This is a genomic window from Segatella copri (assembly GCF_019249765.2).
Lineage (GTDB): Bacteria > Bacteroidota > Bacteroidia > Bacteroidales > Bacteroidaceae > Prevotella > Prevotella copri_K.
The window spans coordinates 2,592,720-2,614,655 of the sequence record NZ_CP152484.1 but is presented as its reverse complement, the minus strand read 5'-3'; the positions used below and the strand labels follow the sequence as shown (position 1 = coordinate 2,614,655).

Here is a 21,936-nt window from a genome sequence, read left to right as displayed (position 1 = left end):
AAACAAAATTATATGATAACAATGAATACAAAGAATCTATTATTATTGGCATCTCTTACATTGGCGATGCCTCTGACAGCACAGACTCCGCAAGAGGATTTCAAGCGGGATATTACGCTTTCGGGTAGTAACTATGTAGCTTATCGTGGTCCGCAGAAGCAGTTGACTGCGGCTCCTAAAGGTTATAAGCCTTTCTATCTGAGCCATTATGGCCGGCATGGTTCCCGCTATATGATTGGCAAGAAGGCTTATGATGTGCCTTATTTCTCTCTGCTCAAAGCGAAGCAGGAGGGCAAACTGACAGCTAAGGGCGAGGAAACGCTGGCTAAGGTGAAGATGATTCGTGAGGAGGCGAAGGGGCGCGATGGCGAACTGACTCCGCTCGGGGCTCTCCAGCATCAGGGTATTACCAGAAGAATGATGGAGCGCTTCCCTGAGATTTTTGCCGGTAATACGAATATTGAGGCCCGAAGTACTTTGGTAATCCGATGCATCCTCTCTATGGAGAACGGTTTGCAGCAGATGCTGCGTATCAATCCGAAACTTCATATCTTCCATGATGCCAGCGAGCATGATATGTATTATATGAACCAGGACGACAGATACCTGGATAGCTTGAAGCATAGCGTGGGTATCAAGGTGGCACTGCAGGAATTTGCACAGAAGCACGTTAGCTATAGCCGTGTGATGCAGGAATTGTTCAACGACCCTGCCTGGGTGAAGCAGAATATCAACCAGAGTGACCTGAACAGCAAACTTTATAAGATGGCAAGCTCAATCCAAGGCACGGAACTGAGGGGCAAGGTTTCGCTCTATGACCTCTTTACGGAGGAGGAACTGTATCAGAACTGGCTGAATGCCAACATCTCGTGGCAGATGGCTTACGGCAACTCGCCTTATACGGGCAATGTGCAGCCGTTCTCCCAGCGCAATCTCTTGAGAAACATCATCCAGAAGGCAGATAGCTGCATCGCTCTTCCGCATCCGGGCGCTACATTGAGATATGGACACGATACGATGGTTACTCCGCTTACCTGTTTGCTGGATTTAAATGGGTATGGCGAAGAGATAAAGGATCCGGAGAAGATTGCTTCTCAATGGTGGGATTATAAGATTACTCCGATGGCTACGAATTTGCAGTTTGTTTTTTATAGAAACAAGGCGAATGATGTGCTGGTGAAGGTGCTTTTGAATGAAGATGAGGCTACTTTGCCTATCAAGAGCGATGTGGCACCTTATTACCACTGGAATGACTTTAAGGAATACTGCCTGAAAAAGCTGGCGGGGTATAAAAGGTAAAAATGAAGGCTACTGACTGCTGGAGGACAGGCGATGAAATCGCCTGGAACGGGGGCAGGAGGGGGACTGGCTTCTTTTTTACTGAACGCGAAATACAGAAACGCGAAATGCAAATGGCTAGATAATAAAAAAGGGGGCTTAAGCTTTTTGGGCTTAAGCTCCTTTTTTTATGATGGGCGCTTTTCTTGCGCTTTTCTTGCTGCTTTCCTTGCGCTTTCTTTTTCGCTTTCTTAGCGTTTTTTATTGCTTCGATAACCAGTCTTTATCCTTCTGGTCTTCTTCGAAATCTTTTTCTGAGAAGAGGTTGGTCTGACCAGTCAGTTCGTCAATCACCTGTTGCTCGCTTTTGCCAGCATCTGGATCAAGGTTTTCACCTTCATTCTCTGAGTCAGAACCATCCTGTTCCTCATCATTATCCTCAGAAGGAGGTTCTGGGAATCGGGTTGGTTCCAGTTCCTCGATACTTTCAATCTTCCATGTCGTGAGGCGCTTACCCTTTGCCTTGAAACTCTTTTGCGCAATGAACTGCTCGGCATCGATTTCTTCGGCAGGACGGATGGCATCCACACCGCCATAAGTAACCTTGATGCGTGGATAAACCGTATCGGTAAGCAAGATGAGCTTGCAGTTAGGGTTCTCTCCCATGAAATTCTGATGGCGCTTGGTGGCATCCATCGTGAATCGCTTGATGTATGGATATCCCTGATTGTCGGCATCGTAAAGGATAGCCGTCCAGATCTTGTGCTCATCCCATTTCTCTAAGCGGATGATGTTGTCCTCGTAGTGGTTGTTGACATCGAAATTGGTGATGTAGAATTCTCCGTTGTCGAGTACTACCAAGATAGATTCATCATCATTGAATTCGCCCAGGAAACGGCCGTTCTCATCGTAGTTGATGCGGTTTACGTCTGGGTCGAACCAAACCTTTCTGCCTCCTAACGTACTGTGGCCGTGACTCTTCAGACCGATGCGGCGAATGGTGCGCTTGGTAAGGAGATTACCTTTGGCAGCACGTCCCTTGATCAGAATGTCTGAGAAATCCTTCTCCAGGAAGATGCTCTGGCGCTTCTTCGTCAGGTCGGGCTCCATCGTACACTTGATGATTTCTGCCTCTCCATTCGGGTTGGCGGTGAAATAGATGACGCGGCTGCCAGGTGTGCCCTGGGTGATGTCATACAACTTGTCGCGGGTCATGGCGGTTACGTTGAATCGCTTGATGAAGTAATCGCCTTGCTTGCCGTCGCGGTAAACACAGTTGTAGATGGTGCGCTTGTCGTTCTTCTTGAATACCTGTACATGGAGGATATTCTTGCCAACGAATATTTTGTCGGCTACCTTGGTGACTTTAAACTTACCATCCTTATAAAAGATGATGATGTCATCGAGGTCGGAGCAGTTGCATACGAATTCATCCTTCTTCAACCCTGTACCAACGAAACCTTCCTGACGGTTGATATAGAGCTTCTGGTTAGCCTCTACCACCTTAGTCACCTCAATAGTATCGAAGTTTCTGATTTCTGTTTTGCGAGGATGGTTCTTTCCATACTTGCCCTTGAGATATTCAAACCAGTTGATGGTTACATCGGTCATGTGAGCCAGATCGTTCTCAATCTCAGCAAGTTCAGCCTTAATCTTCATCAGCAGTTCGTCTGCCTTATCCTTATTATATTTAAGGATTCGCTGCATCTTGATTTCCAGGAGTTTGAGGATGTCCTCGCGGGTAATTTCCCGATGGAAGGCATATTCTACCATACCCTTACCGTCTACTTCGGCAGTAAAGAGTTTGTCCTTGAATGGCTCGAGTTTTGAATCGATGAAGGCAACAACCTCATCCTGACTCTTACTTTGCTCAAACTTTCGCTCCTTGTAGATACGTTCCTCGATGAAAATCCGTTCGAGAGAAGAGAAGAAAAGTTGCTCCTCCAATTCACCCTTTCTGATCATCAGTTCCTTGCGCAGCAATCCCATTGTGCGGTCTACGCTGTGGCGCAACACATCGCTGATGGTGAGGAAAACAGGCTTGTTGTCTTCGATGACACAGCAGTTGGGCGAGATGTTGATTTCGCAATCGCTGAATGCGTAGAGTGCATCCATCGTTTTATCTGATGAGGTACCTGGTGCCAGATGCACAAGAATCTCAACATTTGCCGAAGTAACATCATCTACCTTGCGTGCCTTAATCTTACCCTTTTCTACCGCTTTGGTGATAGAATCGATGAGGCTGCCTGTAGTCTTGCTGAATGGTATCTCGCTGATAACGAGTGTCTTGTTGTCGAGCTTGTCTATCTTGGCTCTTACCTTCAATGCACCACCTCGCTGTCCATCATTGTATTTACTTACATCGATGGCACCGCCTGTAGGGAAGTCGGGATAGAGTTGGAATGGCTCGCCCTTGAGATAGTGGACGGCAGCATCGCAAATCTCATTGAAATTATGTGGCAAAACCTTACTGCTCAATCCCACGGCAATACCCTCGGCACCTTGTGCCAGGAGCAACGGGAATTTGGCAGGGAGCGTGATAGGCTCCTTGTTTCTTCCATCATAAGAGAGTTGCCAGTCGGTGGTTTTAGGATTGAAAACCACGTCGAGAGCAAACTTAGAGAGGCGTGCCTCGATATATCGGGGAGCAGCGGCACGGTCGCCCGTAAGAATGTTTCCCCAGTTACCCTGCGTGTCGATGAGCAGGTCTTTCTGTCCCATCTGTACCAAAGCATCTCCGATAGACGCATCACCGTGAGGGTGAAACTGCATGGTATGTCCCACGATATTGGCAACCTTGTTGTATCTTCCGTCGTCCATGCGCTTCATAGAGTGGAGGATGCGTCGCTGTACCGGTTTCAAACCATCCTCAATATGAGGAACGGCACGCTCGAGGATCACATACGATGCATAGTCGAGGAACCAGTTCTGATACATTCCGCTGAGGTGATGTACAGCAGAAGCATCGAATCGGTTCACCGGCTTATAATCGGAATGTTCTTCGGTCGAAATCTCCTCGTTGGCATCTTCCGCAGCATCCTGTTCAGATTCTGCAGAAGAATTTTCCAAATTTGGCGATTTTTCCTCTTCAAGACCGTTTTTATCTTTAATTTCGTCGCTCATATATAGCTTTTAATACTTATTTTATTAATTTATGGCAAAAATACAACAATTTTTCGAGAAAAAAGAGTATCTTTGCCGAAAATTTGAAAAAAATAAGATTTAATCATGGCACAGGAAGATGTTTTTAAGAAAATTGTAAGCCATTGCAAGGAATATGGCTTCGTGTTCCCAAGTAGTGAAATTTATGATGGCTTGGCTGCCGTTTATGACTATGGTCAGAATGGTGTTGAGCTCAAAAACAATATCAAGCAGTACTGGTGGCAGAGTATGGTATTGTTGCATGAGAACATTGTTGGTCTTGATGCAGCTATCTTCATGCACCCTACAGTATGGAAGGCATCTGGACACGTAGATGCTTTCAATGACCCATTGATTGATAACCGCGATTCAAAGAAGCGTTATCGTGCCGATGTGCTCATCGAGGATCACATGGCTAAGTATGAGGAGAAGATTGCCAAGGAGATTGCCAAGGCTAAGAAGCGCTTCGGCGATAGCTTCGATGAGGCTCAGTTCCGTGCAACTAATCCTCGTGTTCTGGAGAACCAGAAGAAGTTTGATGACCTCCATGCCCGCTATACTGAGGCTATGCAGGGTCCTAACCTGGAGATGCTGAAGCAGATTATCGAGGATGAGGGTATCGTCTGCCCTATCAGCGGTACCAAGAACTGGACAGACGTTCGCCAGTTCAACCTGATGTTCTCTACCCAGATGGGTGCTGCCAGTGATGCTACAAGCAAGGTATATCTCCGTCCTGAGACAGCTCAGGGTATCTTCGTAGATTACCTGAGCGTTCAGAAGACCGGCCGTATGAAGTTGCCATTCGGTATCTGCCAGATTGGTAAGGCTTTCCGTAACGAGGTTGTAGCCCGTCAGTTCGTATTCCGTATGCGTGAGTTCGAGCAGATGGAGATGCAGTTCTTCTGCCAGCCTGGTACTGAGATGAAGTGGTTTGAGTATTGGAAGAAGGTTCGTCTGGCTTGGCACGAGGCTCTCGGTATGGGTAATGAGAATTACCGTTACCACGATCACGAGAAACTGGCTCACTATGCCAATGCTGCTACCGACATCGAGTTTAAGATGCCATTCGGTTTCAAGGAGGTAGAGGGTATCCACAGCCGTACCAATTTCGACCTTTCTCAGCACGAGAAGTACAGCGGCCGTTCTATCAAGTACTTCGATCCAGAGAAGAACGAGAGCTATGTACCTTACGATGTAGAGACATCTATCGGTGTAGACCGTATGTTCCTCAGCGTAATGTGCCACTCTTACTGCGAGGAGAAGCTGGAGAATGGCGAGACACGTGTTGTTTTGCGTTTGCCAGAGGCTTTGGCACCTGTTAAGTGTGCTGTGTTCCCATTGGATAAGAAGTATGGTTTGCCAGAGTTGGCTCACGAAATCGTTGACGAACTGAAGTTCCACTTCAATACTCACTATGGCGATCCTAAGGATTCTATCGGTAAGCGTTATCGCCGTCAGGATGCTATCGGTACTCCATTCTGTATCACCGTAGACCACGAGACTCCAAACGATCATAAGGTAACTCTGCGTTATCGTGATACCATGGAGCAGGAGCGCGTAGCTATCTCAGATCTTCGCAGCATCATCGAGGAGCGCGTAAGCATCACTAGCGTATTGAAGAAGCTTGGCAAGGAAATCAAGAACTTCTAATTAATCAAATACATTTAGATGAATCTTAAGAGTTTGAAATATTTCTTCTTCCTCATGATGGCAGTGATCACACTGTCATCATGTAGCGAAGATGATGATACTGTCTCGGAATATGCCAACTGGAAGGAGCGTAACGAGCAGGCTTTTGCCGATACATTGGCTTATGCCAGGAAGATGGGCGAAGCTAACGGCTGGTACGTTTATAAGAACTGGACGTTCGAAAAACAGACTCCGAACAAAGATCAGAATGGTAATTTAGTGACCCTTACTTATAAGGATTGCGATAATATCATCGTTCATGTTCTGAAGAAGGGAGAGGGTAAAACTTCTCCAATCCTTACCGATTCGGTACAGGTGAGCTATCGTGGCCGTTTCATTCCTACTGATAATTATAAGGAAGGTTACGTCTTCGACCAGAGTTTTACGGGTACTTTTGATGCAACTACAGCTAATCCTACCCGTAGTGTGGCCGGTGGATTTATCGATGGCTTTACCACCGCATTGCTCAAGATGCATCCGGGCGACCATTGGCAGGTGTTCATTCCATACCAGCTGGCTTATGGCGAGAGTGGTAATTCTTCAATCCAAGGCTATTCAATGCTCCGTTTTGAGATGGTGCTCAAGAGCTATAAGAGAGCTTCTGGCAAGAAGTGGATTACTAAATAATAAGAATAAAGATTTAGAGAAAAGTATGTGCATATGTTTGAAATGATATATGCACATATTTTTTTGTATGAGCGATATACGAGAAATTAATTTATGCTTTATAGCAAGAAGACAGATTATTTGATGGAGTCGATTCGCCTGGGTAGGGAGATGGATCGGCGCGAGAAACTCAATCTTATTGTAGGGTTGAGTATACCTTCTATGTTGGCTCAGATTTCTACGGTGATGATGTTCTTCATCGATGCTTCTATGGTGGGTCATCTGGGAGCAGAGGCTTCTGCCAGTATCGGATTGATTGAGTCAACTACCTGGCTTATAGGTAGCTTGCTCAGTGCGGCGGCTACTGGCTTTTCAGTACAGGTGGCTCATTTTATCGGAGCTAATGATTTTGCAAATGCCCGTCAGGTGTTTCGTCATGCGCTGATTTGCGGTGTGGCGTTCAGCATTTTTGTTTCTCTTCTCTGTGTCGGCATTCATGGTTATCTGCCTTATTGGCTGGGTGGAGGTGCTGATATTGCCACCAATTCCTCTCGCTATTTTCTGATATATGGTCTGGTACTTCCATTCGTTTTCCTTTATCATATATCCGAGATGATGCTGAAATCTGCGGGCAATATGCATACACCTAGTGTGATGGCAGTATTAATCTGCATCTGCGATGTGATATTCAATTACCTGTTTATCTATATCCTGAAGTTGGGTGTTGTGGGGGCTGCCTTAGGAACGGCGATGGCTTATGTCTGCATCTCTCTGCCTAATCTTTATCTTGCAGGTTTCAAGAATAAGATACTGAATCTCCGTCAGGACCATGTCCGTTTCCGTTGGGTCAGGTCGTATGTTCATAATGCCTGTAAAATCAGCATTCCGATAGCCATACAGAACATATTGATGAGCGGGGCGCAGATAGTGAGTACCATGATTGTGGCACCTCTTGGCAATATAGCCATTGCTTCCCATTCTTTTGCTATTACGGCAGAGAGTCTTTGCTATATGCCGGGTTATGGTATTGGTGATGCGGCTACCACTCTGGTGGGACAGACGCATGGAGCTGGGCGAGTAGGTTTGTGCAAGAATTTTGCTTATATGACAGTAGGACTTGGAATGGCTGTGATGGCTGTGATGGGAGTAGTGATGTATGTCTTTGCTCCTGAGATGATTGGCGTTCTTTCTCCGGTAGAAAGTATCCGTGAGATGGGAACCATCTGTTTGCGCATCGAGGCTTTTGCTGAACCATTCTTTGCAGCTAGCATCGTGACCTATTGTGTTTGTGTAGGAGCGGGCGATACCCGGAAACCGGCGATGATCAATCTCGGTACCATGTGGCTGGTGCGCCTCACTCTGGCTTATGCGCTTTCCAAAAGCTATGGCTTGGAGGGAGTATGGATAGCGATGGCTACCGAACTCACATTCAGGGGAATCCTCTTCCTTATCCGCCTCTTCAGAGGCTCATGGATGAAGAGTTTTCATGTAGGTTAGGATTGGTTTTCTGCCTCCAATGTTAGTTTTAGGTTAAGATTTGCATACATCGGGAAGATATTCTCTAAAATGTTTGCAAATCTTTTTTATTTTTCTTAATTTTGCATCGCAGAAGGTAATCATGTTACTGGATATGTCGTTATATATTATGTGAACTTATTAAATAGCATGATATATATATATAATAAGGTATATAGAAAGAATGATATAGAAAACAATAAATATATAAATAATTAAAATCAGATGAAACTAAGAAAGATTTTTGCAGCAGTTGTGCTGTTCCTTTCTGCAGGTACAGCGATGGCACAGCAGATGCCAGCTATTCCGGTAGACAAGAATGTGAAGATAGGTCGTCTTGATAATGGATTGACTTACTACATTCGTCACAACAGTTATCCTGAGCATGTAGCCAGTTTCTACATCGCACAGAAAGTGGGTTCTATCAATGAGAATGATGACCAGCGCGGTTTGGCTCACCTCTTGGAGCACCTTGCCTTCAACGGTACCGATCACTTCAAGGGCAACTCTCTGCAGGACTATCTGCAGAGCATCGGTGTGCAGTATGGCCGTAATCTCAACGCCTATACAGCAGTAGAGAAGACTGTTTATTACTTCACAGATGTTCCTACTACCCGTACAACAGCCGTAGACTCCTGTATGCTTATCCTCAAGGATTGGAGTAATGGTATCAGTCTTACTGAAGATGCTATCGAGAGCGAGCGCGATGTGGTACACAATGAGTACCGTATGCGTATCGTAGGTCAGCAGCGCATGATAGAGCGTTCACTTCCTAAACTCTATCAGGGCGAAAAGTATGGCTACCGTTTCCCTATCGGTTTGATGAGCGTTATCGATGGCTGTAAGCCAGAAACTCTCCGTGCTTACTACCGCAAATGGTATCGCCCAGACAATCAGGCTATTATCATCGTGGGTGATGTAGATGTAAATCATATCGAAACTAAGATTAAGGAACTCTTCTCTGGTATCAAGGTACCTAAGAATGCCGCTAAGATAGAGAAGGTAGAAGTATCTGATAATGATTCTGCCATCTATGCTATCGACAAGGATAAGGAGCAGCAGGTTGATCTCTTCCAGGTTTATATGAAGCACAATGCTGTGCCAGATTCTCTGAAGAGCAATATGAGCTATCTCCTGAAGGGATACATGGATAACGTGATTTCTTCTATGATTGCTGCCCGTTATGCTGAGAAGGCATTGGAGCCAGACTGTCCATATCTCCAGGCAAGTGCCGGTGATGGTTCATACCTGATTTCAAGCACTAAGGATGCTTTCACCCTTACCGGTGTGGCTAAGCCAGGAAAGATTAAGGAGGCTTATGCTGCTGTTCTCCGCGAGGCACAGCGTATGCATGAGTTCGGTTTCACAGCTACTGAGTATCAGCGTGCCAAGGATGAATTCATGAGCCAGGTTGACAAGGCGCTTGCTAACAAGGATAAGATGAAGAACGAGCAGTTTACCACCCAGTATGTGGATAACTTCACTTCTAACGAGCCTATTCCGTCAGTAGAAGAGGAGAGCCAGAACTGGAAGATGGTAGTTCCAAACTTGCCTCTTGAGGTTATCAACAGCTATGCCAAGCAGTTGGTTTGCCAGAGCGATACCAACCTTGTATCATTGGTAATGATGCGCGAGCAGGCTGGTGCTGTTTATCCTACAGAGCAGGAACTCTCTGCCATCGTAAAGCAGGTACGTGCTGAAAAACTCGAGGCTTATGTGGATAATGTTAAGCAGGAACCTCTCATCGCTCAGGCTCCTAAGGCTGGTAAGATTAAGAAGACTGTTGAGAACAAGAAGTTGGGCTTCAAGGAGTTGACTCTTTCTAATGGCGCTAAGGTGGTATTGAAGAAGACCGATTTCAAGGACAATGAGGTTGCTTTCGCAGCTTCAGCCAATGTGGGCTATTCTACTTTCGGCAAGGAAGACTTCCTGAATGCTGCATTTGCAGCAGATGTGCTCGATGCTAGTGGGCTTGGCGATTTCTCAAGCAATGAGCTTGATAAGGCTTTGGCAGGTAAGCAGGCTGGCGTTTCGTTCAGCTTGAGTCCTTTCAATCATGGTTTGAAGGGTAATTCTACTCCTAAGGACATCGAAACCCTGATGCAGCTCATCTATCTCAAGATGACCGCAGTAAGCAAGGACCAGAAGAGCTTCGACAATATGAAGAGTATGATGGCTACTGTTCTTGCCAACAAGAGCAACAACCCAAGCCTCGTATATCAGGATTCTGTTCAGAGCACCCTCTATTTGGGTAGCAAACTTGCCCGTGTGCCAGAGGCAAGCGATATAAAGGATATCAACTACGACCGTATCCTGGAGATTGGTAAGCAGTTCTACGGCAATGCCAAGGACTTCACCTTCTATTTCGTAGGTAACTATGATGAGAAGACTCTCCTCCCACTCATCGAGCAGTATATCGCCAGTCTGCCAAACAATGGCTTCAAGCTGAAGAACAAGCAGATTCCTTATGCTAAGGGTAAGGTAAGCAATATCTTTACCAAGGCAATGGAGAATCCACAGAACCAGGCAACAGAGATCTGGTATACCAAGGCTCCATTCACCTTGCAGTATATGGTTCTTGCTGATGTTTCAGCCCGTTTGCTGGAGATGAAGTATTTGCGTACTATCCGTGAGGAACTCAGCGCTGCTTATCATGCAGGAGCAAACTATGGTTTGCTTCGCGATTATGATAACAAGGCTGCCATCTCTATTTCAGCCGTGGCTCAGTTGAACCCAGAGAAGTCGGATATCGCTATTCCTTACTTCTTCAAGGGTATGGACGAGACCGTAGCCCAGCCAAATGCAGAAGACCTTCAGAAGGTAAAGGAGATTCTCCTGAAGCAGGCTGCTGTTAGCGAGAAGTCTAACGGTTATTGGCTTGGTGCGTTGAGCACATACGAGCGTATGGGTGTTGATACTCATAGCGATTACAAGGAGATGGTGAAGAATCTGAAGGCATCTGAGATTTCAGACTTCCTGAAGAATGTCATCTTGAAGAGTGGTAATCACTTCGAGATCATCATGAAGGCAGTGAAGAACGAGAAGTAAAATCTCGGACTTGATATAATAAACGAAAAAATCCCGTTGTACGAGCCAGATGGCTGACAACGGGATTTTTACGTTTTTTTCTTTTCCCAAAATTTTTGAAACTCATCATTTAAGAGTCGTTTCGAAAAATCTCTCTTTAAAAAGAAAGGATGCGTCTTTATATTGTATAAGAGCATCATCTTTCCTCCTTTACTTCTTGTTTCTGAAGAGTATTAACCTCTTCTCTTTGCCTTAGAGGCAAGAGCCTCTCGGCGATCCTGAAGAATCTGTTGGCATCTATCGATAGCCTGATTCTGATTTTCTGAATTTACCTTAATTAAATCATTCATAACCTATTGATATTTGTTAACCGCTTGCAAAGATAGGGGTTTCTACCTATTTCTAGGTATAAAATGCATGAAAATACGTGTTTTATTCGTTATTTTTTGATGTATGTCAAAAAAAAGTGCAATCGTTTGAGCAGCTTTCCCCCTTTAGAATGATAATTAGTATTTCCTGAACGATTTTTTTCATTATCTTTTAAACGAATTGTCATCGCAATCGTCTATAATAACGTAGAAAGAGCAGAAATGATGAGTTTTTAGGGAGATTCATACCGCGAAATAGGGATTTTTCTTATCGTATTTCCGGTTTTTTTGCGAACTTTGCACCCGAAAGAACAATAGGAAGTATTGGGTATATATATATAAATAAGAGTGATAAAAATAAATATATAGAAAGCAATGAAAAAGGTATTTCTTTTCCTGACTTTGACTATGCGTCACCCATCTTGGATTTTTCTATTTTTCGGGGGCAGAATCGTCACTTTTGCCCCCGTCTAGTATCTTTTGAACATCAAACAAGGGCTTGATAGAGTGTTGGGCAGGAGTCAGCAGCAATGTTTCTTGCCTGACCTTCCCATTATTCGGCATGTTGATTCTGATAGTAGCTATGGTCTTAGCAATTTTCAAAACTGAATCTACACTTTTGTTTATCTTGGCAATTTTTAAGATACGCTCCAGTTCTTTATACACCTTGTATGCAATGAAGCATATGCAGATATGTGCCTCTATTCTTTTCTCTGTGAAATGAAAGATGGGGCGTGCCTCCAAGTTCCCTTTGGTTACACGAAAGGCTCGTTCCACGACCCATAGACCGTGGTATTGTTCGACAACTTCCTTTGGTGTGATGGAAGTATTGGTTATATAACCTTTCAAGCCATCCCACTGTGAATCTTCCTTGATTTTGTCTTCGCTGATAACTACATCTATGTCTTTGCTGATTTCCAAGAATTTATTATAGCCACGCTTATTTACGGAGGCTTTTGTGATTTTTCCATTTGCATATGCCTTCTTGAGCCTTGCCACTCCCTTATCACGATTATGTGCATCCTTCTTTGCTCGTTCTTCGGAATAGCCGAGGATCAATCTTGCATTGTCACCATATCTGTATTCGTGAAATTTTCCAGGCATCTTGTCTTGCTGCAAGATCCATTCTTTTATCTGCTCAGACTCTGTATGAATACGAGCACCTATTATATATTTGTATCCTGCATCCTCCAGTAACTTTACATTGCGCTTACTCATGAGCCCTGCATCAGCCACCACTACAAAATCGTCCAGAAAGAAGCGTTGTATGAAATCATCTATGATAGGTAGCATGGTGTATCCCTCGTATTGGCTTCCATTGAAAATACAATACGACAGAGGATAGCCATCACGGCTGACCAAGAGGCCTAGCACTATCTGCGACTCTGATGTCTTGCCATCCTTTGAAAAACCAGACTCTCGCAGCACATCTGTTCTACTGGTCTCAAAATACAGTGTGGTCACATCATAGAACATCAGACCTACATGTCCACCGAGTATGCGCTTGGTGTGCTCTACACTGATGCGTTGTACCTCTTCTTTTTGGGTATAGTACAACTTGTCCATGTAGCGATAAAGCTTATACAACTCGACATCTTCATCAAAGTATGACTTCAGGTAATCTACTGTTGCGTGTTTGCTCATGGGTTGAGAGATGCGAGCGATAACCAAATGGCGAAGTATGGAATCTTGAATTTGGTTGAAACCTATGCTGTCATATACTTGGTTTAGGATAATTTGGTGTCCATTTAGAAGCAGGGAGTCTATGTTAGACAGTACTCGTTCTGTCTCTTCCTCTTCGTTTTGCTTGATGTCTGGTTCTGTGAAGTTAATCTCTTGCTGTCCACCATAAGTTCTTATCCATTTGTTCGCTTCTAGGCACAGAGCATCCGCTTCGGCATCTGTCTTCGCAACACCGAAACTCTTGATTTCACGGAACTTGCCATTGCTCTTGTCCACCACAAGCACTCCGATATGCCCACTGCGGTGCTTCTTCTTACGTACAAACATGGTGCAAAGATACAAAAAATAGTCGTTGCGTCACCCATTTACAGAGATTATTTTTGCTAAATGCCTGAAAATTAGGATATGTTATTTTATAGGTACACATTTTGTCAAAGTCAGGAGAAAGCAATGAAAAAGGTATTTCTTTTGGCTGCCCTCGTGCTCGCATGCACAGCTGGCAGCAACGCAAGCGCTATGAACGAGGCAGCGCTCAATGCCTCAATGTCTGAGATGATGCCGGTTAAGAAAACGGCTAAGAAGACAACAAAGAAGACTTCAAAGAAGACTACGACCAAGAAGACTTCTACAAAGAAAACAACTTCTGCTGCATCTAACACTACAGCTGCGACTGCAACAACAACTGCAGCAACAACCAGCAATGCCGCTACATCTAGCAGTACAACCAGCAATGCAGGCTCAGCCGTTGCAGGTATCTTGGGTGCTGTACTGGGCGGAAACTCTAACAGCAGCAGTTCTGCAGGTAGCAGCATTATCAATGGCATTCTGAATAATGTAATCGGTTCAGGTACCTTCAGCAAGCAGGATCTCTGTGCCCATACCTGGAAGTACAGCAAGCCGGGATGCGCCTTTACTTCTGAGAATCTCCTGGCAAAGGCTGGCGGTGAGATTGCTGCCAACAAGGTAGAGGAGAAGTTGGGTGAGTATTACAGCAAGTTTGGTTTCAGCGGCTCAAATACCTATTTCACCTTCAAAACTGATGGAACTTTCGCTGCCAAGATAGATGGCAAGTCATGGCAGGGCAATTATACTTTTGATGAGAAGACTCATGCCATTCAGATGAAGGGCTTGCTCTTGAGTATGTCGGGTTATGCTACGAAGACTACCAACGGCATCAGCCTGCTTTTCGACCAGACAAAGTTGCTCAACCTCATCAAGACCATGGGTGCCCTCAAGGGCAGTTCTACCCTCAGCGCTATCGGTACTATCGCCAATAATTACGATGGTATGCGTGTAGGTTTCGAGATGACTAAGTAATCCTGAAGGATAGAATCCATTACTGAGCCTTCTGTTGAAGTGGGCTCAGTCAATAGGAATCGCCCTGTAAGAAGTAAAGCATCTTTCAAGCTATGCTTTGCTCTTTACAGGGCGATTTTTATTGTTTATTTCACGTTCAGTTTCAAAGTCTTTACATCCTTGCTGTTGGTTCCTATCATAATCTGGAAGTCGCCTGGTTCTATCACGTGCTTCAGATCTGCGTTGTAGAACTTGAGCATATCTGGGGTGATATCAAAGCTTACCTCCTTGCTCTCACCTGCTGCCAGATGGATGCGCTGGAAACCTTTCAGTTCCTTTACAGGGCGGGAGATGCTGGCTACCATGTCACGTATGTAGAGCTGCACAATCTCGTCGGCATCGCGGGAGCCGTTGTTCTTAATGGTGACGCTAGCTGTAATCTTCTTGCCATCCTGCCATTCAGTAGCCTCCTCATTGCTGATGCCCGCCTCCTGGCTGCTCAGGCGGAAGTTGCTGTATGAAAAGTTGGTATAGCTCAAACCGTAACCGAAAGGATAGAGCGGACCATTGCTTACATCCAGACAGTTGCTGGCAAACTTGGCAAACTTCTCATTATCGTCTGCTACAGGGCGGCCGGTGTTCTGATGGTTGTAGTAGAGAGGCTCCTGACCGGTAGTCTTAGGCATCGAAGTGGTGAGTTTACCCGATGGCGATTTGTCGCCAAAGATGACATCGCAGAGTGCATCGCCCATCTCTGAGCCTCCAAACCATACATTCATGATGGCTGGTACATGGGCTTTCTCCCAAGTAAGAACCGTAGGACGGCCCGCAAAGTTGAGGAGCACTACAGGCTTGCCCGTCTTCAGAAGTTCGGCAAGCAGTTCGCGCTGTACATCCGGCATCTCTAGGTTGGTACGGCTACCGCATTCACCGCTCATCTCGGCACTTTCGCCCATAGCACATACTATCACGTCGGCCTCTTTGGCTATCTTCAGCGCTTCAGCCTTCATCTCAGCCTCGTTGCCCCAGTTGATTGGCTTGCCGGATTCGCCGTTTTTCTGCAGTTCCTGATTGCGCCAGATATTGCTTCCCTGGGCATATAATAAGGTGGCTTTTCCGGCAAGTGCATGCTCCATTGCCTCCTTGATTGTGGTATATTTAGATGGTTCCTGAGCCACGCTCCATGTACCGGCTATGTTGTTTCGGGTGTCGGCAAGCGGACCTATCAGAGCTATCTTTCCTTCCTTCTTCAGTGGCAGGATATTGCCTTCGTTCTTCAGAAGCACGAAGGTCTCTGCTGCTACATCGCGGGCAGCCTGACGGTTCTCTGCGGTATAAATCTCGCTCTTGCTGCGCTTGGTATTGCAGTAGCGGTAAGGGTCGCTGAACAGGCCCAGTTTATATTTCGCTTCCAGGATGCGGCGGCAGGCGATGTTCACATCCTCCTCGCTCACCTTTCCTTCTGCTATGCTCTTAGCCAGATGCTTTACGAAGGCGTTGGAACACATATCCATGTCGGTACCCGCCTTCAGCGCCTGTTCTGAAGCCTCCTGGATGTCTTTTGCCGTTCCGTGCTGCAGAATCTCGGCGATAGAAGCGTAATCGGTAACCACGAAACCGTTGAATCCCCACTGCTTTCTCAAGACATCGGTCATCATCCATTTGTTGGCTGTAGCAGGTGTGTAGTCGATGAGATTGAATGAAGACATCACGCTGCCTACGCCAGCCTTCACCGCTGCCTCGTAAGGTGGCAGATACTGGTTCATCATGCGCACGCGGCTCATATCTACCGTGTTATATTCCTTACCGCTTTCAACGCCTCCGTACAGGGCAAAATGCTTCAGACAGGCCATGATGCGGTTGGCTCTCAGAATCTCTTCAGTGCGCATATCCACGCCCTGGTAGCCCTGAGTCATCGCTGCTCCCATCACGCCGCTCAGGTAAGGATCCTCGCCATTTCCTTCGCTTATTCGTCCCCAGCGGGCATCGAGTGCAATGTCTACCATAGGAGAGAATGTCCAGTTGATGCCGTCGGCACTGGCTTCCTTGGCCGATACTTCGCCTACCTTCTTCATCGCCTCGGTATCCCATGAGCAGGAGAGGGCGAGAGGGATAGGGAACATCGTTTCGTAACCATGAATTACGTCCATACCTACGAGCAGCGGGATGCCCAGACGGCTGTTCTTGATAGCGATTTCCTGCAGAGCCTTGATTTTATCGAGCCCTTTGATATTGAAAACTCCGCCCATGTTGCCCTGGGCGATATCGCTGCCTACCTGAGTATCAAGTGCGCCGCCGGTGGTGATGTCGCCAGCTACCATCAGGTTCAGCTGACCAATCTTCTCCTGTAGCGTCATCTTCGCCATCAGTTGGTCGATATACTCCTTCATGGGTAGAATCTTGCCTTTCTTGGTTGTGGCAGTTACTTTTTTCTTAGGGGCTGCGGTATGGGCGAAAGCAGGTGCTGCCATAGAACCAGCCAAAAGAAATGTGAGTGATAAAAGTGCTGTTCTCATTGTTTATTATGTTAATTGTTATTTTTATGTTTATCTTCTGCAAAGATAATAAAAAAGATGATACGATGCGCGATACGAATGTTAAAATGTGGATGAATCTTTCTTTTTTAGATAAAAAAGTGTCTGATAATGAGATGGATAAGAAAAATGAAGAATATATAAAAAGTGGATGCGATATAGGCGAAAAATGCGAAGAAATCTACATTTCTTCTATATTTGATTTGTCGTTTCCGATTTTTTTATTACTTTTGCACATGAAACCTCATGAAAATAAATCAATCTTAAACGGAATCAAGTTGATGTATCGCATAAATGAATTATGGGGAAAGGCATTCTTCTTCCTGCTCTTTGTCTTGATGCCTCTTTCTCTTGCAGCAAAAAAAACAGATAATATAGAGCAGCTTTTCCAGAGTCTGGACAACGCCATTGCCCATTCGGCTGATTATGTGAAGGTACGTGAAGCCCGAATTCGCGATTGGGAGCAGAAGCTGAAGACCGCCAGGCGCCTAAGCAGTAAGTATGATGCCTGCTTTGCGCTCTTTGAGGAATACCGCTCCTACAAGAACGACATGGCGCTGAAATACATCAACCAGTGTATGGAACTTGCCTTCAGAATGGGCGATAAAAAGAAGGTGGGGAATGCCAAGGCGCTGCTTGCTTTCCAGGAATCTACTACGGGCGATTATGCCGAATCGTACGACCTGCTGAAGTCTGTCAATATCGCTGATCTTGATGCTGAGGGCAAACGCAACTACCTCTGGGCTTGCCAGCACCTGTATGGCGAGATGGCATATTATTCCAACGTTCCCTCTTTGAAGAAATATTATGCCGGCAAGCATAATGCCTATCAGGCTGCAATAGACAGCACATTCAGCCATGATGATGACCTTTATCTGCAGATGCAGGAGGTGAGGACACGCGATGCAGGCAATATGAAGGAGGCTTTGCGATTGAGCGATAAGCGGCTGGCGATGACGAAACCGGGCACCCATCAGTATGCCATCGTTCAATTTTATCGCGGCTTGACCTACAATCAGTTTGGTGATAAAGAGCAGTTCCTCCGCTGCCTCTTGCGTTCTGCTATCTGCGATGTCCAGTTGGCTGTGATGGACCAGGGCTCTCTCTGGGAAGTTGCCAATCTGCTCAACGCCGAACTGGGCGAGCAGAAGCGCTCTCACGAGTATATCAAGTTTGCCTGGAAGTCGGCTACCATTTTCAATACGCCTAGCCGCAGCCGCCAGATCATGCCTGTGCTCACGCAGATTGAGGATGGCTATCAGAAAGAACTTTCTTCGGGCAACCAGCATCTGCGGCTCATGGTAGCGTGTTCTGCCTTGCTTCTCTTTGTGGTTATGCTCTTGCTCTACTATGTCAACAAGCAGCGCAAGCGCATTGCTGCGGCCCATCATAAGCTGAAGGAAACCAACCATGCCTTGCAGTTGGCAAATGAGCGTCTTAACGAGATGAACCATTCTCTCAACGAGATGAACCAGTCACTCAACGAGAGTAACAAGATGAAGGAAGTATATATTGGTCGATTCCTGCGCCTTTGTGCCATCTATGTCGACAAGATAGAGACCATGCGCAAGCGAGTAGTGAAACTGGTGAAGGCAAGAGAACTCAACAAGTTGCTGGAGCAGATGCAGGCTGGCGAGGCTTACATGGGCGAGCTGTATGAGTATTTCGATTCCGCCTTCCTGAAGCTCTTCCCTGACTTTGTTGAGGAGTTCAATGCCCTCTTGAAGCCTGAAGAGCGTATCGTGCTCGAAGATGACAGCCGTCTTTCTACCACCCTCCGTATCTTTGCCCTTATCCGTCTGGGCATCGAGGACAGTTCTAAGATTGCCGAGTTCCTTCACTATTCTGTGAACACTATCTATAATTATCGCGCCAAAATCAAGAATAGTGCTATCTGTGACAGGGAAGAGTTCGAGCAGCGTGTGAAGCAGATTGGCATGAAATAAGCCTTTCAGGGCGTATGGCGCAAACTTGTGAAAGCTTAGGAGTAAATGCTTCAGGTACCCATGTGTCGTGAAACACGACACATGGGTAGTCATCTGATAATCAAGATATTGATGTTTTTGAAAGTCCCCGTTTCTACGAGTTTGTCGATAGGATGAAAGCAGGGGAAAACAATAAAAGTTTGACGTCGCGTTTTACGACGTCAAACTTTTATGCGTTATATTTATTTCTTCCCTCCGTTCAATTTCTCAGAATCGAATCATTCTTTTTAAAAGAGCTCGAAGGCTTTCTTGAGCTTCAGGTTATCGGCTGCATTACCAACAAGAGCCTCAAACTTTCCGGCTTCAGCCTTCCAGGATGAAGATGCCTCATCGTAGAAACTGAGGGCCTCTTTGCTGATGGTGATGCTGATATCCTTGCTCTCACCTGGCTGGAGATAAACCTTCTGGAATCCCTTCAGCTCCTTCTGAGGGCGGTCTACTGATGCCTTGACATCGTGGATATAGAGCTGAACCGTCTCGGCTCCGGCACGCTTACCTGTATTCTTTACGTTTACGGTAAAGGTGATTGTGCCGTCCTGCTTCATCTGCATCTTGTCGCTGCGCAGATTAGAGATGGCAAACTGGGTGTAGCTCAAGCCGTGACCGAATGCAAAGGTAGGCTTGATGCGCTCCTTATCGGTCCAGCGGTAACCTACATAGATGCCTTCCTTATATTCCTCATCAATGATGTTGCCCTTCGTGCCGGCTCCACCTTCCTGACGCCAGGTTCCCGGATAGGTATTGAGTGCATGAGCACCTGTTTCCTTCAGCGAGTTGACCCATGTAAACGGCAACTTGCCGCTAGGGTTGGCATCGCCTGTAAGGATGCTTGCAAGGGCTTCGCCGCTCTCCGAACCGATGAACCAGCCCTGTACGATGCCGGCAACCTTAGCCTTCCAAGGCATAGCTACCGCATTGCCCGAGATGTTGACATAAACGAAGTTTCTGTTTGCCTTAGCCAAAGCCTCGATCAGCTTATCCTGATGGTATGGCAGCTCATAATGCTTGCGGTCGTGACCCTCACAGTCCTGAAAATCGCTCTTGTTCAAACCACCAAACATGATGACATAGTCGGCAGTCTTGGCTTTCTCTACGGCTTCGGCTATCAGTTTAGCCTCGCTGCGCTTGTCTTCCAGGTTCTGGCCGGTTGTAACGCCATTGTAGTTGCCCGTTACATCGCCCACATATCCGCGGGCATAATCTACCTCGATGCCGTCCTTGCCCAAGCGCGTCTTCAGACCATCGAGAGGCGAAATCTCGCGCTGTACCTTGAGCGAAGAAGAGCCTCCGCCTACGGTCATCATCTTGATGGCATTCTCGCCCACTACCAGCACGCGCTTAGCCTTCTGGGTGTTGATAGGAAGCACATTGTTCCTGTTCTGAAGCAATACGATGCCTTCCTCAGCAATCTGTCTGGCTGCTGCATAATGGCTCTCGGAACAGAGGAAACCATGAGGACGGTTCGGATTCATCGTGGTGCGATAGAAGAGGCGCAATACGCGGCGCACCTTATCGTCCAGCTCCTTCTGGGTGAACTTGCCTTCCTGTATGGCCTTCATGTAAGGCATGGAGAGATAATAGTTGTCGTAGGCATTGGTAGCGCCCATCGTAAGACCGTCTGTCCAGGTGCCGAACTCCATATCCAGCCCGTTCTTTACAGACTGCTCCAGGTCGTGGGCACCGCCCCAGTCGCTTACCACGACACCATCATACTTCCAGTCGCCCTTCAGAATCTTGTTCAGGGTCCACTGGTTGTGGCAGTTGTGCTCATTCTTATATAGGTTGTAGGCTCCCATGATGCCCCATGTCTTACCCTTCTCAACAGCCGCCTTGAAGGCAGGGAGATAGATTTCGTGGAGAGCACGGTCGCTGACGATTACGTTGACCTGATGGCGGTATTCCTCATCGTTGTTCAGGCAATAGTGCTTTACGCAGGCTGATACGCCCTTAGACTGCAATCCCTGAATATACGGCACAACCATGATGCTTGCCAGGAACGGATCTTCGCCCATATACTCGAAGTTGCGGCCGTTGAGAGGCGTGCGGTATATATTGACGCCAGGACCCAGAATCATGTCCTTGCCGCGATACTGGGCTTCTTCGCCCAATGCTTCGCCATAGATGCGGCTCATCTGCGGATTCCATGATGCGGCAAGACAGGTGAGGGCAGGGAAGGCTACACAGGAGTCGTTGGTCTGACCAGCCTGTTCCCACTCATCCCACAATACGTCAGGACGCACTCCGTGAGGTCCGTCATCCGTCCAGAAGTCAGGAAATCCCAAGCGTGGTACACCGGCTGATGAAAACTTGCTCTGAGCATGGATGATACGTATCTTCTCTGCCAGCGTCATGCGGGAGATGGCATCATCGATGCGCTGCTCTACCGGCTTGGTCTGGTCGAGATAGACTGGCAATTGTCTGGTAGTCTGCTGTGCCTGAGATGGAGCGATGGCTGCAACCGACAGGACACATGATAAAATGAACTGTTTCATAAGTAATGAATTTATTATGGTTTGTTTATTTCTCGCAGTTGTTTGTTTTGCACACCGCCTCTCACGTTTTTTTGTGCGTTTAGGCGTATATGCTCATTCATCTGCAAAATTACTAAATAAATAATGAAAAAATGATGTGTGATAAGTGAAAAGTGGATGGGTACAAAAATATAACTTTTGTAAGTTGTTGATAATGAGAAGTATAATGAGCAATGTGCGTTATTGAAAAGTGGCAGAGTGTGAACACTGAAATATACTGATATAACGTTTCAGGGGTGTTCTAGCCTCATTTTCTCCATTTTACCCCATCCACTTTCGTATA

The 21,936-nt window shown here is 46.3% G+C and carries 11 protein-coding genes; 7 read left to right on the top strand and 4 right to left on the bottom strand.

What is annotated here, in order from left to right; translation table 11 throughout:
- Window positions 1–21 precede the first annotated feature (21 nt).
- The gene (locus tag KUA46_RS11325; protein ID WP_256625001.1) at window positions 22–1,299 is read left to right on the top strand and encodes a histidine-type phosphatase; all 1,278 of its coding nucleotides are present in this window, start codon (window positions 22–24) and stop codon (window positions 1,297–1,299) included.
- A gap of 240 nt (window positions 1,300–1,539) precedes the next feature.
- On the opposite strand, the gene KUA46_RS11320 is transcribed toward KUA46_RS11325, so the two are convergent.
- Window positions 1,540–4,401, bottom strand: a complete 2,862-nt coding sequence (locus tag KUA46_RS11320) for a DNA gyrase/topoisomerase IV subunit A (protein ID WP_256625002.1) — start codon at window positions 4,399–4,401, stop codon at window positions 1,540–1,542.
- Between the two features lie 105 nt (window positions 4,402–4,506).
- On the opposite strand from KUA46_RS11320, the gene KUA46_RS11315 reads away from it, so the two are divergent.
- The 4 genes from KUA46_RS11315 to KUA46_RS11300 all read left to right on the top strand — a co-directional run bounded on the left by KUA46_RS11315 (window position 4,507) and on the right by KUA46_RS11300 (window position 11,277).
- Complete coding sequence (locus tag KUA46_RS11315) at window positions 4,507–6,069, top strand: glycine--tRNA ligase (RefSeq protein ID WP_006848488.1); 1,563 nt, start codon at window positions 4,507–4,509, stop codon at window positions 6,067–6,069.
- An 18-nt stretch (window positions 6,070–6,087) separates the two neighbouring features.
- Window positions 6,088–6,735, top strand: coding sequence for an FKBP-type peptidyl-prolyl cis-trans isomerase (locus KUA46_RS11310; protein WP_218486765.1), 648 nt, complete (start codon window positions 6,088–6,090; stop codon window positions 6,733–6,735).
- A gap of 93 nt (window positions 6,736–6,828) precedes the next feature.
- A complete protein-coding gene (locus KUA46_RS11305; RefSeq protein WP_006848486.1) occupies window positions 6,829–8,211 on the top strand; it encodes an MATE family efflux transporter in 1,383 nt (460 codons plus the stop codon).
- Window positions 8,212–8,454: 243 nt separating this feature from the next.
- The gene (locus KUA46_RS11300; protein WP_218486766.1) at window positions 8,455–11,277 is read left to right on the top strand and encodes a M16 family metallopeptidase; all 2,823 of its coding nucleotides are present in this window, start codon (window positions 8,455–8,457) and stop codon (window positions 11,275–11,277) included.
- 779 nt (window positions 11,278–12,056) lie between these two features.
- Here the strand turns inward: KUA46_RS11300 and KUA46_RS11295 are convergent.
- Complete coding sequence (locus tag KUA46_RS11295; RefSeq protein WP_218487981.1) at window positions 12,057–13,634, bottom strand: IS1634 family transposase; 1,578 nt, start codon at window positions 13,632–13,634, stop codon at window positions 12,057–12,059.
- 123 nt (window positions 13,635–13,757) lie between these two features.
- Between KUA46_RS11295 and KUA46_RS11290 the strand changes: the two genes are divergently transcribed.
- Window positions 13,758–14,624 carry a DUF4923 family protein gene (locus KUA46_RS11290; protein ID WP_218487352.1) on the top strand — a complete coding sequence of 289 codons (867 nt, stop codon included), beginning with the start codon at window positions 13,758–13,760 and terminating at the stop codon, window positions 14,622–14,624.
- A 125-nt stretch (window positions 14,625–14,749) separates the two neighbouring features.
- On the opposite strand, the gene bglX is transcribed toward KUA46_RS11290, so the two are convergent.
- Window positions 14,750–17,119 (bottom strand): beta-glucosidase BglX, encoded by a 2,370-nt coding sequence (gene bglX / locus KUA46_RS11285; protein ID WP_218487351.1) that lies wholly within the window; start codon window positions 17,117–17,119, stop codon window positions 14,750–14,752.
- A gap of 299 nt (window positions 17,120–17,418) precedes the next feature.
- On the opposite strand from bglX, the gene KUA46_RS11280 reads away from it, so the two are divergent.
- Window positions 17,419–19,083 (top strand): DUF6377 domain-containing protein, encoded by a 1,665-nt coding sequence (locus tag KUA46_RS11280; RefSeq protein WP_218487350.1) that lies wholly within the window; start codon window positions 17,419–17,421, stop codon window positions 19,081–19,083.
- Window positions 19,084–19,349: 266 nt separating this feature from the next.
- On the opposite strand, the gene KUA46_RS11275 is transcribed toward KUA46_RS11280, so the two are convergent.
- The gene (locus tag KUA46_RS11275) at window positions 19,350–21,614 is read right to left on the bottom strand and encodes a glycoside hydrolase family 3 C-terminal domain-containing protein (RefSeq protein WP_218487349.1); all 2,265 of its coding nucleotides are present in this window, start codon (window positions 21,612–21,614) and stop codon (window positions 19,350–19,352) included.
- Window positions 21,615–21,936: the final 322 nt, after the last annotated feature.